This is a genomic window from Mesorhizobium loti R88b, from assembly GCF_013170845.1.
Classification (GTDB): Bacteria; Pseudomonadota; Alphaproteobacteria; order Rhizobiales; family Rhizobiaceae; genus Mesorhizobium; species Mesorhizobium loti_B.
In genome coordinates this window covers 6,055,369-6,070,239 of the sequence record NZ_CP033367.1, presented here as the reverse complement: position 1 = coordinate 6,070,239, position 14,871 = coordinate 6,055,369, and the positions used below count along the sequence as shown (strand labels likewise).

Genomic DNA, 14,871 nt, shown 5'->3' with positions numbered 1-14,871 from the left:
AAACTAAGCATCGGGGCGTAAGGCGCTTTGACCGAAATCAATGTGTGTATCGGGGCAGGCCGTAAGGCTGGGTTTCCGTTGGCCCTGGGATGTTCCCGGGCTTCAAGACAAGGAAGTTGCCATGTCCCAGCACGCCCTCGAACTCATCCGCTCCAAGGGAAATATTCCAGCCCGCTATGGCAACTTCATCGGCGGGAAATGGGTCGCGCCGTTGGACGGGCAGTATTTCACCGACTACAGCCCAATCAACGGCCAACGCCTGGTCGAGGTCGCGAAGTCGACGCCTGCGGACGTGGAAGCCGCGCTCGACGCAGCCTATAAGGCCAAGGACGGCTGGGCGCGCATGGCGCCTGCCGAGCGGTCGCGGCTGCTCAACAAAGTCGCCGACCGCATGGAGGAGAATCTCGAGCTGCTGGCGCTGGCCGAAACGCTGGACAACGGCAAGCCGATCCGCGAGACGCGGGGTGCCGACGTGCCGCTTGCCATCGACCATTTCCGGTACTTCGCAGGTTGCATCCGCGCTGACGAAGGCTCCATTTCGACAATTGATGACGACACCATCGCTTATCACTTCAAGGAGCCGCTGGGTGTCGTCGGCCAGATCATTCCCTGGAATTTCCCGCTGCTGATGGCGGCATGGAAGATCGCGCCGGCGCTTGCGGCTGGCAATTGCACGGTGATCAAGCCGGCCTCCAACACACCGCTGACGCTCTTGATCTTCGCCGGTATCACGGCGGATATCCTGCCGCCCGGCGTGCTCAACGTCATCACCGGTCCGGGCGCGTCGGTCGGTCGGGCAATCGCCGCCAATCCGCGCATTTCCAAGGTGTCGTTCACCGGCGAGACGACGACGGGAAGGCAGATCATGGGGTATGCGGCCGAGCACCTTATTCCGCAGACCATGGAATTGGGCGGCAAGTCGCCGAACATCTTCATGGCCGACGTGATGGATGCCGACGACGAATTCTTTGACAAGGCGCTTGAAGGCTTCGCCCTTTTTGCGTTCAACAAAGGCGAGGTCTGCACCTGCCCTTCGCGAGCGCTCGTCCAAGAATCGATCTTCGACAAGTTCATGGAGCGCGCGGTTGCCCGCGTTGCGAAGATCAAGGTCGGCGATCCGCTCGACCCTTTGACGCAGATGGGCGCGCAGGCTTCCGAAGATCAGTTGACCAAGATCCTCGACTATATCGAGATCGGCAAGCAGGAAGGCGCCAAATGCCTGACTGGCGGCGAGCGCGCCGATCTCGGTGGCGACCTCGACAAGGGCTACTTCGTGAAGCCGACCGTGTTCAGCGGCGACAACAGCATGCGGATCTTCCAAGAGGAGATTTTTGGTCCTGTCCTGTCGGTCACGACGTTCAAGACTGTCGAGGATGCGATCCGCATCGGCAATGACACCATCTATGGTCTCGGTGCCGGCGTCTGGTCGCGCAATGGCAACGATGCCTACCGGGTAGGGCGCGGCATCCAGGCGGGACGGGTGTGGACCAATTGCTATCACGCCTATCCCGCCCATGCCGCCTTCGGCGGTTACAAAGCTTCCGGGTTCGGGCGGGAAAACCACAAGATGATGCTCGACCATTATCAACAGACAAAGAATCTGCTGGTCAGCTACTCGACCAAAGCGCTGGGATTTTTCTGAGTCTCGATCCGCCGCTCGAAGGTGGCGCTTGATGCGCCATCGCCCAGCGGCACGATACGGCAGGGGAAGGTGGCAATCAGTTTCGAGTTTATGGCGGGCGTGCGGGACCGTGCGGAACAATAGAGGAAGATTTCAGATTTGGGCCACGAAAAGGCCAATGAAATTAGTGGGTCTGGCGCGCCATCCAGACCCACCATGACCATTGATTTCGCAACGAGAAATGCCCCATTTGCAGCGGGTGACGGTACTTTTCGAGACGGCGGACGCGCCTCGTCGAAAGCCCAGATGTGCAAGAAATCGTCCGATTGGTCCCGATAGTTGGTGAAACCTCGAAGTATTTTTTGTGGCGATTTTCCCTTTAAAATCAAAAGCGTAATTTTTTGACGGTCCTGGTGTCGGACTTCGTGCTGTTGGTGAAGATATTTGACTGTAATTTCAGCGGGTCATGCCATTTGAACAATCGAGTAGGGGTAGGGGTTAGCGTCGTCCGGAGTGCTACGGCGTAGTTTTTCGCGCGATCAGCCCATGGCACATCCTTGATGCGGACGACAAGAATGCCCCATCAAACCGGGGATCAAGCCGCTAGCCGCATGCCTCCGCGAATTTGCCTGGTTTGCAAATCAATAGGTGGCGCGACCGCCTGACAGATCGAAGACCGATGCGGTGGTAAAACTGTTTTCCTTGGAGACCAGCCAGGCGACCATGTTTGCCGCCTCGTCGACTTCCAGGAACCGAGCACGCGGGATCTTGGACAGCATGTAGTCGATATGCTCCTGTTTCATCTGGTCGAAGATCGGCGTGCGCGCAGCCGCCGGCGTGACGCAGTTGACCGCTATGTCGTAGCCGGCAAGCTCCTTGCCCAGCGACTTGGTCAGCCCGATCACGCCCGCCTTGGACGCCGAATAGGCCGAAGCGTTGGGATTGCCTTCCTTGCCGGCGATCGAGGCGACGTTGACGATGCGGCCGTAATTGCGCGCCTTCATCGCCGGCACGACGGCGCGGTTGACGTGAAAGGTTCCGTTGAGATTGATGTCGATGACGCGCCGCCAGGCGTCGAGCGGGTACTCATCGAGTGTGTGGTTGGGTCCGGCAATGCCAGCCGAATTGACCAGGATCGAGACGGCTCCTGTCTCCTTTTCGGTGCGGGCGTGCGCGGCAAGCACTGCCTCGGCATCGGTGATGTCCACCACGACTGCACTGGCTGCCGCGCCGAGCTGGGCAACCGCTGCGTCCAGGCCTGCCTGGTTCATGTCCCACAGGCTCACTTTTGCGCCCGATGCGATCATCCGCCTGGCAAAGGCCAGGCCCAGTCCCTGCGCTCCGCCGGTCACGACGGCGGCCTGTCCTTCAAGATCGATTCTGTTCATTCCGTTCAATCCTTGGCGTTGTTCGATAGGTCCGCGGCGACGCGCTCTTGCAGTCCCGGCTGCCGCACATCGACATAGTCGCCGGCAAGGTCGTCAGCCAAACCGGTTGCAAGCCAGGCGATCATCTGCGCCGCGCGCTCCGGCGGGTCGAGGTTTTCGCGGGGAATGTCGGAGACCGCATTGATCCTGGCGTCGCGAATGGCGGCTTGCATGCCGGTGTCGACCAGTCCGGGCGCAAGGGCGAATCCCAAGATGCCGCTGGCTTCGCCTTCGAGTGCGATCGACTTTGTCAGCATCAGCAAGGCCGCCTTGGAGGCGCAATAGGCGGCCCAGCCGGACATTGCGCGGGTTGCCGCGCCGCTGACGATATTGATGATACGGCCGCCGCCGAAATGGGGCCAGAGCGCTGCGGTCAAGGCCGCCGGACCACTGACATTGAGGGTGAACGCGGCGTCGAAGGCCCTGGCGTCGAGTTCGGCCAGGCGCGTCATCGGTGCGATGGTCGCGGCGTTGTTGACGAGGATGTCGATCCGTCCGTAGCGCTGGAGCGCCTCTGCGACGCGATGCGGGATCGCATCCAGATCCGCGACGTCGAGCATGAAATCGCAAGCCTTGCCGCCGCCCGCTGTCACGGCATCGACAACCGCGCCGCAATCTCCGGCATGGCGCCCGGAGGCAATGACGGTGGCGCCAAGCCCCGCCAGGGCAGCCACGGTCGCGGCACCGAGCCCGGTCCGCGCGCCGGTGACCAGTGCGACTTCCCCCTCCAGCAAACGCGTCATTTCGACGGTCCCCGCAAGCCGGCTTCCCGCACCGCGTCAGCGGCGGGGGTCGCGGCATAGGCCTGGAAGCCGCCGGTGATGTTGATGAGTTCGCCGGTCACGAAGCTGGCGTCCGGCCCCATCAGCCATGCCACCGCGCCGGCGACGTCCTCCGGCTTGCACCAGCGGTGCAGCGGAATGGTCGCGACCACATCCGCCTCGAAGTCCTCCCAGCTCTTGCCGAGCTTATCGGCCTTCTGACGGAACAGCGCTTCCATGCCGGTTCCCGGCCCGACATGCCCGGGTGCTACCGCGTTGACGCGCACGCCGCTGGACGCCATCTCGATGGCCAGGCACTGGGTCAGCCCCCAGATAGCGTTCTTCGATGCGATATAGGCGGACGAGAACGGATTGCCGAAGCCGAGCTTGGTGGTGATGTTGACCATCTGGCCAGCTTGCTGCGCCGCCATGATGCGCGCGGCCTCGCGGCACATCAAGAAGGTGCCGCGGCTGTTGATGCGGAAGATGCGGTCCCAATCGTCGACGGCTGTCTCGACCACCAGGGCCTGCATGTGGACGCCGGCATTGTTGACCAGGCCGAAAAGCCCGCCATGCCGGCCGGCAGCGGCCTTCACACCTGCCACCACCGAAGCCTCGTCGCCGATGTCGATGACTTCGAAATCGCAGCCTGTCGCTTTTGCAACGGCCTCCGCGGCGGCGCCGTCACGGTCGGCGATGACGACGCGATAACCGTCTTTGCAGAGCCGCGCCGCGATGGCACGCCCGATGCCGCCGGCCCCGCCGGTGACGATGATGGTACCCGAACTCATGCGGCACTCCAGGCGCGAAACAGATCGCGCATCTTCACGGTTTCCGTCAGCACATCGTCATGCACAGTGTCGAAATAGCCCTGGTGCACATATTCGCAAGCCAGCCAGCCGTCGAAACCGGCATCGCGAAACGTCGAGAACATCGCCGGGAAGTTGAGCGTTCCTTCCTCAAGCTTGGTCTGCAGCGCGCCGGGGCGCGCCTGACGCAGATGCGCATGCCCGAACCAGGGCGCAAGCGCATCGATCTCCTCTTGCCGGTAGCCGGAAACAGCGAAATGCGCATAGTCGATGGCGAGCTTCACGCCCGCCGCCCGTTCGCACAGTTCAGCCGTCATTGACGGGCTCTCGAGATAGGAATGGACATGCGGCTCGACGCAGACGCCCACCCCGGTGGGTGCAGCCGCGTCAAGCAGGGGCTTCAGCGATTCTACGGTTTCCGCGAGTGCCTGTTTGCGGCTCTGCGCACCGTTGATAATGCCGGGCAGGATGAACACCGTCGGCGATCCGACCGCGACGCAGAATCTCAATGCCTGCTGGAAGTCGGCGAGGTTTTCCCCGCGATGCGCGGGGCTGGCGAGGTTTCGCTCTGCAACGGAATTGCCGAAGAGATGGTAGAGGTTGGAGACGGCGACCGGCGAGGCGTTGCGGATCTCTTCGCCATAGGCCTCCGGTGTCTTGAGCAACCGCGCCTTGTCGAGCGCTGAACGATAGAAATAGCCGACATCGATGCCTTCGACGCCAAGCACCCTGGCAAGCCCGCCGACTTCATCGAGTGTGAGCTGCGGAAACGACCAACTGGTAACGCTGAGTCTCATTCCACCTCCTCCATGCGGCCGCTGCGCGCCGAACGATACATCGCGTCGAGCAATACGGCAGAGCGCATTCCAACGATGCCGTCGGCGGGATTTGTGGCCTCGACGCCGCGGCAGCAGCTCGAACGCTTCGCCGAACTGGTCGAGGTGGCCTATCGCACCGTCAGCGATGCGGTGGCGTTTCGCGTTGCCGATGTCGAGTTTCACGAGCTGATCGGAACCGCGGCCAACAACGCCTTTCTCGATCAAGTCTCACGATCGCTTTATAGCCTCGCCGTCGACCAGCGCAGGAAGGCGTCAGAAATGCCTGGCGTGCTCGACCAGTCGGCCAGGGATCACGACGCCATCGTCAGTGCTCTCGCGGCCGGCGACCCCAAGGCTGCTGAAGTTGCGATGGCAGCGCACGTCGCGCATATCCGCAAAACCACGCTCGACGTGCTCTCCGGCGCCGATCCGATCCCGTTCCGCATCCGCTAGGGGCCGACTTGATGCTGCTTGAAGGAAAACGCGCCATCGTCACCGGCGGCTCACGTGGCATCGGCCGCGGCATCGCGGTCGAGTTCGCTCGCCAGGGTGCCGACGTGGTCATCAATTATTTCGGCGGCGCGGATAGCGGATTTTCGCGCGATAAAGCGGCTGACGAGACTGTGGCCGAGATCGAGGCGCTTGGCCGCAAGGCCATCGCCATAGAAGGCAACATCGCCGAGCCTGCGGTCAGCACCGAACTGGTGCAGGCTGCGGTCGATGCCTTTGGCGGCGTCGACATCCTGGCCTCCAATGCGGGTATTTGCCCGTTCCACACATTCCTCGACATGCCGCCCGAACTGCTGCGGCAAGTGGTCGACGTCAATCTGAACGGCGCCTTCTTTGCGGTGCAGGCGGCGGCCAACCGCATGAAGGACCAAGGCACGGGCGGCGCCATTGTCGCCACGTCGTCGATCTCGGCGCTGGTGGGCGGCGCCATGCAGAGCCATTACACGCCGACCAAGGCGGGCGTTCATTCGCTGATGCAGTCCGTGGCCATCGCGCTTGGTCCTTATGGCATCCGCTGCAATTCCGTCATGCCGGGCGCCATCGCCACCGACATCAACAAGGACGACTGGTCCGACCCGCAAAAGCGCGCCTATCTCGACAAGCGCATCCCGCTCGGCCGCTTCGGCGAACCGTCCGACGTCGCCAAGGTCGTGGCCTTCCTGGCTTCGGACATGGCGTCCTATGTCACGGGCGCCGCGCTGCTCGTTGATGGCGGGCTATACGTCAACCTGCAATAGGGAGGAACGCGAATGGCCGAGCGCATCGCTTTTCGCATGAAGGTCCATCCGGGCCGCATCGCCGAATACAAGAAGCGGCATGATGAGATCTGGCCCGAATTGACGCAAGCGCTGCGCGATGCCGGTGTCTCCGACTATTCGATCTGGCACGACGCCGAAACCGACTTCCTGTTCGCCACGCTGATACGAACCAAGGACCACACGATGGCCGCGCTGCCAGGCACCGAGATCAACCGGCGCTGGTGGAAATTCATGGCCGACATCATGGACTACAATGATGACGGCACGCCGCAGGTCGTCGAACTCACGCCAGTCTTTCACCAGAATTAGAATTCTTCCATCAGAGTTAGAAGTCTTCCATCAGAACTAGAGGGCGTAGCTGGATCCCGTCATGCCGAATTTCACCATCAAGGATGTGCGCGTCTTTCTCGTCGAGAGCGAGGGCGACGGCGGCGACTATTTCCAGCAGGGCAAGGGCCATTGGCTGATCGACACGCTGATCGCAAATCCGATGTCGGGTCACCAACAATACAAGGCGTCGCGCTCCTCCTGGGGGATCGGCGTGATGGGCTCGATCGTGGTCGAGCTCGAAACCGAAGCCGGCGTCACCGGCGTCGCCACGGGGTTCGGCGGTTACCCCGCCGCCTGGCTGGTCAAGCATCACTTTTCGCGGTTTCTGATTGGCGAGGATGCGCGCAACATCACCAGGATCTGGGACCAGATGTTCCGTGCCTCGATGCCCTATGGCCGCAAGGGCCTGCCGATCGCCACCATCTCTGTCGTCGATCTGGCGCTGTGGGATTTGATCGGCAAGCTCCGCGACGAACCGGTCTACAATCTGATCGGCGGCAAATGCCACGACGAGATCAGCTTCTACTGCACCGGCCCGGCACCCGACGCGGTCAAGGAGCTCGGTTTCTGGGGCGCCAAGGTGCCCCTGCCGCACAGCCATTTCGACGGCGAGGGCGGCCTGGTCAAGAACGTCGCCTATCTCTCGGCCCAGCGCGAGAAGGTGGGCGCCGACTACCCGCTGATGGTCGATTGCTACATGTCGCTCACCGTCCCCTATGCCATCCGCCTGGCCGAGGCAGCCAAGCATCTCGGCATCTTCTGGTGGGAGGAAGTGCTGCACCCCGACGATGTCGACGGGTTCCGGCTGTTGAAGCAGGCGCATCCGACGCTGAAATGGACGACCGGCGAACACGAATACACGCGTTACGGTTTTCGCGAGCTGATCAAGGAGAGGACCGTCGACATCCTGCAGCCCGATGTCATGTGGGTCGGCGGATTGACCGCGCTTCTACAGATCGCCTCCCATGCCGCGGCCTATGACATCCCCGTCATCCCACACGGCTCCGGCCCTTACTCCTACCACTTCATCGCCAGCCAGCCGGCCGAACCGCTCTGCGAATATGTGGCGGCCAGCCCGGACGGCCGGACGATCCGGCCAGTGTTCGGCAAATTGTTTTCCGGCGAGGAACTGCCAGGCAACGGCCGGCTGAAGATCGGAAGCGCGCCCGGTTTCGGCATGGAAATCGCGGATCGTGCCCTGTTGAAACCTGTCGTCTAGCACTGCAGACCAGTGGCGTCTGGACATATGGGTCAGGATGTTGCGCTGAAGCTCTCGGCATTCAATCAGCGCGTGACGCCGGAACTGAACGGGGTGGTCAACGAGATCTCCGCCGATCTCAGCGTCGACGAGCGCAGCGGCGCGGGCTTCTACACGGTTCGTGTCAGCCTGCCGCGCACAGGCCCCGATAGTTGGTGTAACCTCAGAATATTTTTTCGACAATTTTCACTTTAAAATTAGAAGTGTAACGTCAACCACCACGACCGTCGCGAATGGCTGAGAAATAGCGGTCGGTTCCGACCTGCCCACCCTTCAGCGCGACCTCCAGCCCGTCGATGGCATTGACACGCGAATGGGCGACGCACAGTGGCGAACCCGGCGAGGCGGGCAGCGGCATCCTGACCGTCAGCGCATCGACGCCCATCTGTCCCAGCGCGTGGCTCGACGTGTCGCCGCCGGCGATGATGACACGCTTTAATTCCTGCTGCTCGGTCAGTTGCCGAAGCAACGTGCCAAGGCCGCGGCCGAGCTTGTGGCGAGCACCTTCCTGGCGGTCGATCTCGGTGCCGCGATCCGCCGTGGGCCCGAGCGCAGTGTAGAGGATGACGCTGCGCCCGGCCTGCAAGCTGCCGCGGGCCGCCGTCGCCGCGCGCGCGATCGCTTGTTCGGAAGTCTCTGAGATCAGTTCTACCGGATCAACGTTGATGCCGTCGAAGCCGTCGGTCAGCGCATGGCGGATCTGCCGTTCCGTGGTCGGCGAGCAGCTGCCCGACACCACCGCGATCCGATCGGCTGCGCCCGGCGGCGAAAAGCGAGGCTCGGCGTCCACGGTGGCAGCCTCCGCCCATTCGGCGAGCAATGCATACTCGATGCCGGAGGAGCCGGCGACGAAGGAACCGCTTGGCTTGCGCCTGTGCCATATCTCCTTGCCAGCCAGCGCCTGGGTCTCCCGGCTGTCGACATCGACAAGCACGATGGCCGCGCTATTCCTGACAAGGTGATCGAATGCCTGCGATCGCGACGCGGACTGCAGCGTCGCCAGATCGAGCAATCCCGAGGCAAGCTCGGTCTGCCGCGACAGATGGATCAGAAGGTCCGCTTCGTCCATCGGCGTGGTCGGGTGGCGGCTCATCACCGGATGGCGGTCGATGCGGTAGTATCGGTCGCGATAGGCCGCGAACAGATGGCCGAACGCCGTGTAGCGTTTGAGCTGCGGTGCGCCGACCAGCAGCGGCACGCAGTCCTGTGCAAAGACGGCGCGTCCGATCTCGATCGCCCGGCCGATGTTGCCGATCATCGGGCTGGAATCGAAGGTCGAGCAGATCTTGTAGTGGCAGATGGCGGCGTTCAACGTCTTCAGCCAGCCGAAGGCATCCTTGAGATGCGTGTCCATCCACTGCGGCGTCTCGCTGCGGCTGGTGCCTGCCAGCCCAACAGCGCGGCAGTGCGAGAATTGCGCGAGCTGCGCCGCGTCCGGCTGGCGCATGAACAGCACCGTCGACACACCGCCGAGCTCGAGCGCCTCCATGACGTCGGTCGAACCGGTGAGGTCGTCGCCATAATAGCTCAGCAGCAGGTTCTGCATGACCTCGCTCACGCCGCCTTGCCGTCGCCGAACTTTTCGATCGAGCGCGCCAGCTCGACATGGCTGGTGGCATAGTCCGCCAGCGGAATGCCGGCGACTGCGGCCTGCCAAGCCTGCTGCACGGCGCGCACGCCTGCACCCGGGCCGTCCGGATGGCTGACGATGCCACCTCCGCAGAGATAGAGCAGATCGACCGTCCGCCCGGTGCGCTCATAGGTTTCGGGCGCCTGTCCACCCCATTGGCCTGAGCCGGCGACCGGCAGGGCGCAATCGTCGGGAGAAAACAGCGGTGTCGTTACTGCCTCGAAGGAGCGGATGAAGGACGCGTCCGGCTCCCAGTATTTCGAGGCGATGCCGTTGATCTGGAACTGGTCGACGCCAAGCAGCCGCCAGAACTGTTGCCACACCTTGAAATCCATGCCGAGGCCGGGATGGCGGGTGAGGATGTCCCAGCCATTGCGGTGGGCGTGCAGCACCAGGCCGGAGCGCTTTCTGAGATAGGCCATGCCGCCGAAGCCGATGGAGTTGATGTTGACCACGGCGCAATTGCCGCCGGCCGCAAGCACCAGATCGTGGTTGCGCATCATCTCGTCCGGGTCGGCATGCGAGATGCCGAAGGCATACATCACCTTCTTGCCGGTCTTCTGCTCGTGGTCGAGGATCAGCGGCATGATCGCCTTCACCCGTTCCGCTAGCGGCGAATAAGCCGGGCTCATCAGCTTCTCATCGTCCTTGATGAAATCGACGCCGGCCTCGATCAGTTCGCCCACCATCGCGGCCGTCTCGGGTGGCCGCAAGCCCAGCGCCGGCTTGACGATGGTGCCGATGATAGGGCGGCCCTCGACACCGGTCAGACGGCGGCTGCCCGCGACGCCGAATTGCGGGCCGGGATGGGCGCCCTTGAATTCTTGCGGCAGCTTCATGTCGACGACGCGGATGCCCGACAGGCCCTTGATCGAATAGGTGCCGCCGATGGCGATGGTCATAAGCGCCGAAAGGTCCGTGCCGATCGCATCGAACGGGAATGCAATGTCGACATCGGCGCGCTTGAATGGCCCGCTGCCGGCCTCGGGAATGGACGGTTGCTCGGCATCGTGCAGATGCCGGATCGCCAGCACTCGCGCTGCCACGCGTGCCTTCAGCTCTTCGGTCTCGCCGGGCAGGGCAACGAAGGTGCCGGTCGACTGGTCGCTGGCGATCTTGGCCGCCAGCGCCTCGATGCTATCTGACGTTTCGATGCGATAGGTGAAGGTGATCATGGGGAGCCGGCCGGTCGAAAGGGTCCGAAAAAAGTTCCGTCGCGTCTGAAATCTGGTATAATGAGTACATAAGTATTGCAAGCAAATATCCCGACCTCGTGCGAAGCGGCGGGCAAGGCGCAGGCATTCCGGGAATCGCGCCGGCAATGCTAAACAGGAACCGGGCCAGGGAGTGATTCGTCACGATGAACCGTTCGGAGCCGATCGTCCGGCGCAAACTTTCCGACGAAGTCTTTGCAAGGCTGAAGCGGCTGATCACCAGCGGCGAGCTGCAGCCGGGCGACGACATGCCGTCGGAGCGCGAATTGATGGAGCGCTTCGAGGTTGGCCGGCCGGCCATCCGCGAGGCGATGCAGGCGCTGAGCAATATGGGGCTTGTCGCTATTTCGCATGGCGAGCGGGCCAAGGTGCTGCAACTCACCGCCAAGTCGATCATCAAACAGGTCGACGGCGCGGCCAAGATCATCCTGTCGTCATCGAAGGACACGCTCGAGCACCTCAAGACCGCGCGCATCTTCTTCGAGCGCGGCATGGTCAGGGAGGCCGCTGAAAAGGCCACCGTCGAGGATGTGCAGCGGCTCAAGGCAACCGTCGCCGAGCAGCGTGCCGCGCGCGGCGATTCCGACGCCTTCATTTCCGCCGACATGAACTTCCACACCCAGATCGCAGCGATTTCGGGCAACCCGATCTATGTCGCTGTCAGCGAGGCCATGCTCGGCTGGCTGAAGGAATATCACACCGAGATGCTGATCTGGACCGGCAAGGAAAAGTATACGCTGACCGAGCACGAAGAGATCGTCGACCGCATCGAGCAGAGGGACCCCGAGGGTGCCGAGAAGTCGATGATCAAGCATCTCGAACGCTCGCGCGCGCTCTACGTTATGAACTCCGAAAAGTAGGCTCTTAGCCGATCCGGGTAATGGCGTAGGGCGCCATGACGAGATGACCCTGGCCAAGCGCGGACGTGTCGACCGCGACATCGTCCGCCGTCAGGTTCGCCAGCCACACGATGGTCTCGCCCGAGGCGGACCGGCCGGCCAGCGCCGCAATCCTCGTCTCGTCGCTTGTCCTTGCGGACACATCGGCGAGCCCAGACAGCTCGCAAAGCCCTTTGATGGCCTCGAAGATCGGTCGCGGCGACCCTTCAGCAACGGGTTCACCGGATGCCGCCAGCAGACCGAACGGTCCGGTGAAGCCGGACAACGTCAGCATCTCCAGCCCGGCCGGCGCGACGCGCGCGGCATAGCCGATGGTCCATGCGGCCGCGAACAGGCCGTTGTGGCGCGGATCACTGTTGGCCATGGCGATGCGCTGTCGCCGCGGATTCTCCTTGGTCGCGCCGCCATAGGGGTTCTGCCGCATGGCAATGGTCGAAGGTCCGATCCGGTAGGGCTTGTCGCCGAAGATCGCCCGCGCCGACCGGGTGATGAACGGCAACGCCTCCAGCGACTGCATGACGCTGAGATCGTCGGCGGCGTGCACGATCGGGCAGGTGCAGTGGGTGATGAAGTCGAGCAGTCCGGCCGGAACGCGCTTGCGGTTGAGCTCGGTGAAATAGCTGAACATGCCGCCACCGAGACGGATATCAGGAAAGGCGCGCCGCGCGGCGGCATAGACATGTTCGAGCGGTGGGCAGGGCGGCCAGGCACTGCCCGGCGGAGTCGACTGCCGGTCGACCGAAGGCGACACCGCGATGGCGTCGAGCCGCAGACCTGCCCGGCGCACCATGTCGGCGACCTCTGCAAGTTCGGCATCGAGATCGCCGGTGCAGGCGATCACACATTCGAGCGTTGTCCGGGCGCGATAGGCGTCGGCAAGCCGGGCGAAAGAACGCAGGGCGTCGAGCCCGTGACCGCGCGTCGGATCGTGGTGAAACAGCAGTTGTTGCGGGCCGAGCACGGACAAGGTGGCGAGGTTCGCCAGCACTGTCTCGACATCGCTGGGATAGATGATGACGCCGACATCCGGCAGCGCCGGACCGGGCTCGCCAAGCGTCACGCGGACCGCGCCGGATGCCTTGGCTGCAGCCGGCGTCTTGGCGTCGCTGGCAATGCGCAGGCTGATCGTCTGGCGGTTGGTCTCGCCGGCCGGCAACACATAGGGCCATGGTAGCGCCAGTGGCCGCACATAGGTCTTGTAGGAGGCATCGGACCAGTTGCGCTGGTCCTCCATCTCGAAAACGTCGCCTTCCATGCGGCATTCGGCGCTGACGGCGGGGCTCACTTCATGCTTGATGGCGCGCAGATTTTTGAAAGGCTGCCAAGGGTCGATGAGATCAGGCAGTTTCGTCGCCACCACGCTGCCGTCGGTGTGCTCCACCATCACCGGGCTGCCGGCAAGGCCGGCGATCGGATGCAGGATGCAGAAGCCGCAGCGGTTGGTCTCGAAATCGCTTTCGGGCAGCGCGCTGACGTCGAACACCAGCCGTCCGTCCGCTGAACCCTTGATGGTCGCGAAAAAGGCGAGCCGGCTTCCGCCCGGTCCGGCGCAGGTCGCCGTATAACTGACGGAGAAAGCATCGGCACTTTGGTCGATGGTCAAATCCGCCAGCACTGGCTCGTAAGTGCCCCAGTCGCGGTCGCGCACGATATAGGCGATGGCGCGCAAGACCTCCGTGCCGCCATGGCGGATGGTTCGCAGATTGCCGTTGACGAAATCGGCGCTGAGCGGGCCGGCGCTGAGCCGGACCGGCTCGGCTTCCACCGCGCGTGTGCCCACGAGCAGGAAGCGATCCACGGTCACTTCAGCAGGTCGTCGATCTGCACCGGTTGCCGGCTCGCGGCGCCGGCATAGGTCGCCTCGACCAGCGCGAATGTCTTGAGGTTGTCGGCGCCCGAGGTTGCTGGCTCCTTGCCTGATGCAAGGCAGTCGACCCAGTGCCGCTGGATCGCCAGCACGCTTTCCTGGATGTTGTGCCATGGCCGCGATGCCCAGGGCAGAAGCGGCGGCGAGATGTCGGTGACCGTTGTGCCGCTCTTGCCGGTGACGGTGAGCTGGTATCCCTGCGCCAGCCGGATCGTGCCGTCGCTGCCGTCGATCTCGATCAGCGTTTCGGGAAACGGCTCGACGGCAAGCCTGGTCGCATAGCTGCAATCGACCACGGAGGTGGCGCCGCTCTTGTGATCCATCAGCACGGTGGCGACATCCTCGCCCGCGATGGCCGGGTTGATGCGTGCCGTCCGGGCGGTGAGGCTCGAGACGTCGCCCAGCAGGAAACGTGCAATGTCGAGGATATGGATGCCGAGATCCTCGATGATGAAGCGCTTTCCCGTCGCCAGGTAGGGCTGGCCGGAAAACACGTCATAGGCGGAGCGGAAGGAGATGCGCCCGAAGAAGGGCGTACCGATCTCCCCGCTGTCGAGTACGGCGCGCACCGCCTGGATCGGCGACTGCCAGCGGAAATTCTCATGCACCATCAGCGGCACGCCGGCGTTGGCGCAGGCCGCGACCATCGCCTTGGCGTCTGTCAGCGTCGGCGCGAAGGGTTTCTGGCAGATCACCGGAACGCGGTGGGCGGCCGCCATCTCGACCAGCGGCCGATGGCTGACCACGGTGGTGGCGATGTCGACGAAGTCGAGCGTCTCGGCCGCGAACAGCGCCGCTGCATCGGTGTAGCGCCTCGCGATGCCGAACTGGTCGCCAACGATCCGCAACCGTTCCGGATCGCGGTCGCAGATGGCGATGATCGAGGCGCCGTCGATGTCGCTCCAGGCATGCATCTGGTTGACTGCGAAGAAGCCGCAGCCGATCAGCGCTCCACTCAAGCTCGCCATG

General features: G+C 63.3%; 16 protein-coding genes. 7 read left to right on the top strand and 9 right to left on the bottom strand.

Annotated features, from left to right (window positions below):
* The first annotated feature begins 121 nt into the window (after window positions 1-121).
* On the top strand, window positions 122-1,642 hold the full coding sequence (locus tag EB235_RS29645; RefSeq protein WP_027033847.1) for an aldehyde dehydrogenase family protein: 1,521 nt from the start codon (window positions 122-124) through the stop codon (window positions 1,640-1,642).
* On the opposite strand, the gene EB235_RS29640 is transcribed toward EB235_RS29645, so the two are convergent.
* From EB235_RS29640 to EB235_RS29620, 5 genes are all read right to left on the bottom strand, one after another.
* Complete coding sequence (locus EB235_RS29640; protein WP_155256482.1) at window positions 1,612-1,935, bottom strand: hypothetical protein; 324 nt, start codon at window positions 1,933-1,935, stop codon at window positions 1,612-1,614. The genes EB235_RS29645 and EB235_RS29640 overlap by 31 nt on opposite strands.
* A gap of 327 nt (window positions 1,936-2,262) precedes the next feature.
* On the bottom strand, window positions 2,263-3,009 hold the full coding sequence (locus tag EB235_RS29635) for an SDR family NAD(P)-dependent oxidoreductase (RefSeq protein WP_027033848.1): 747 nt from the start codon (window positions 3,007-3,009) through the stop codon (window positions 2,263-2,265).
* A gap of 5 nt (window positions 3,010-3,014) precedes the next feature.
* Window positions 3,015-3,791 (bottom strand): SDR family NAD(P)-dependent oxidoreductase, encoded by a 777-nt coding sequence (locus EB235_RS29630; protein WP_051429805.1) that lies wholly within the window; start codon window positions 3,789-3,791, stop codon window positions 3,015-3,017.
* Entirely contained in the window at window positions 3,788-4,600 is an 813-nt protein-coding gene (locus EB235_RS29625) for an SDR family NAD(P)-dependent oxidoreductase (protein ID WP_051429806.1), read from the bottom strand. Before EB235_RS29625 ends, EB235_RS29630 begins: the two co-directional genes overlap by 4 nt.
* Window positions 4,597-5,415 carry a sugar phosphate isomerase/epimerase family protein gene (locus EB235_RS29620; protein WP_027033849.1) on the bottom strand — a complete coding sequence of 273 codons (819 nt, stop codon included), beginning with the start codon at window positions 5,413-5,415 and terminating at the stop codon, window positions 4,597-4,599. The genes EB235_RS29625 and EB235_RS29620 overlap by 4 nt, the downstream gene beginning before the upstream one ends.
* A 93-nt stretch (window positions 5,416-5,508) precedes the next feature.
* Between EB235_RS29620 and EB235_RS29615 the strand changes: the two genes are divergently transcribed.
* The 5 genes from EB235_RS29615 to EB235_RS29595 all read left to right on the top strand — a co-directional run bounded on the left by EB235_RS29615 (window position 5,509) and on the right by EB235_RS29595 (window position 8,487).
* Window positions 5,509-5,889 carry a FadR/GntR family transcriptional regulator gene (locus EB235_RS29615; protein ID WP_167334904.1) on the top strand — a complete coding sequence of 127 codons (381 nt, stop codon included), beginning with the start codon at window positions 5,509-5,511 and terminating at the stop codon, window positions 5,887-5,889.
* A gap of 11 nt (window positions 5,890-5,900) precedes the next feature.
* On the top strand, window positions 5,901-6,683 hold the full coding sequence (locus tag EB235_RS29610) for an SDR family NAD(P)-dependent oxidoreductase (protein WP_027033850.1): 783 nt from the start codon (window positions 5,901-5,903) through the stop codon (window positions 6,681-6,683).
* 12 nt (window positions 6,684-6,695) lie between these two features.
* Window positions 6,696-7,013 carry an L-rhamnose mutarotase gene (gene rhaM / locus EB235_RS29605; protein WP_027033851.1) on the top strand — a complete coding sequence of 106 codons (318 nt, stop codon included), beginning with the start codon at window positions 6,696-6,698 and terminating at the stop codon, window positions 7,011-7,013.
* Window positions 7,014-7,074: 61 nt separating this feature from the next.
* The gene (gene rhmD / locus EB235_RS29600; RefSeq protein WP_027033852.1) at window positions 7,075-8,253 is read left to right on the top strand and encodes an L-rhamnonate dehydratase; all 1,179 of its coding nucleotides are present in this window, start codon (window positions 7,075-7,077) and stop codon (window positions 8,251-8,253) included.
* Window positions 8,254-8,280: 27 nt separating this feature from the next.
* Window positions 8,281-8,487 (top strand): HlyD family secretion protein, encoded by a 207-nt coding sequence (locus EB235_RS29595; RefSeq protein ID WP_032926036.1) that lies wholly within the window; start codon window positions 8,281-8,283, stop codon window positions 8,485-8,487.
* A 16-nt stretch (window positions 8,488-8,503) separates the two neighbouring features.
* Here the strand turns inward: EB235_RS29595 and EB235_RS29590 are convergent, their stop codons facing one another.
* Entirely contained in the window at window positions 8,504-9,838 is a 1,335-nt protein-coding gene (locus EB235_RS29590; protein WP_027033853.1) for a four-carbon acid sugar kinase family protein, read from the bottom strand.
* 8 nt (window positions 9,839-9,846) lie between these two features.
* Entirely contained in the window at window positions 9,847-11,097 is a 1,251-nt protein-coding gene (oiaX, locus tag EB235_RS29585; RefSeq protein ID WP_027033854.1) for a 3-oxo-isoapionate-4-phosphate decarboxylase OiaX, read from the bottom strand.
* A gap of 185 nt (window positions 11,098-11,282) precedes the next feature.
* Here oiaX and EB235_RS29580 point away from each other — a divergent pair, with 185 nt between their 5' ends.
* Complete coding sequence (locus tag EB235_RS29580; RefSeq protein ID WP_027033855.1) at window positions 11,283-11,996, top strand: transcriptional regulator NanR; 714 nt, start codon at window positions 11,283-11,285, stop codon at window positions 11,994-11,996.
* A gap of 4 nt (window positions 11,997-12,000) precedes the next feature.
* Here EB235_RS29580 and apnL read toward each other — a convergent pair whose 3' ends face one another.
* Both apnL and EB235_RS29570 read right to left on the bottom strand, forming a co-directional pair.
* Entirely contained in the window at window positions 12,001-13,839 is a 1,839-nt protein-coding gene (apnL, locus tag EB235_RS29575) for a D-apionate lactonase (protein ID WP_027033856.1), read from the bottom strand.
* Window positions 13,836-14,870 carry a Gfo/Idh/MocA family protein gene (locus tag EB235_RS29570; protein WP_027033857.1) on the bottom strand — a complete coding sequence of 345 codons (1,035 nt, stop codon included), beginning with the start codon at window positions 14,868-14,870 and terminating at the stop codon, window positions 13,836-13,838. Before EB235_RS29570 ends, apnL begins: the two co-directional genes overlap by 4 nt.
* Between the last annotated feature and the right edge of the window lies 1 nt (window position 14,871).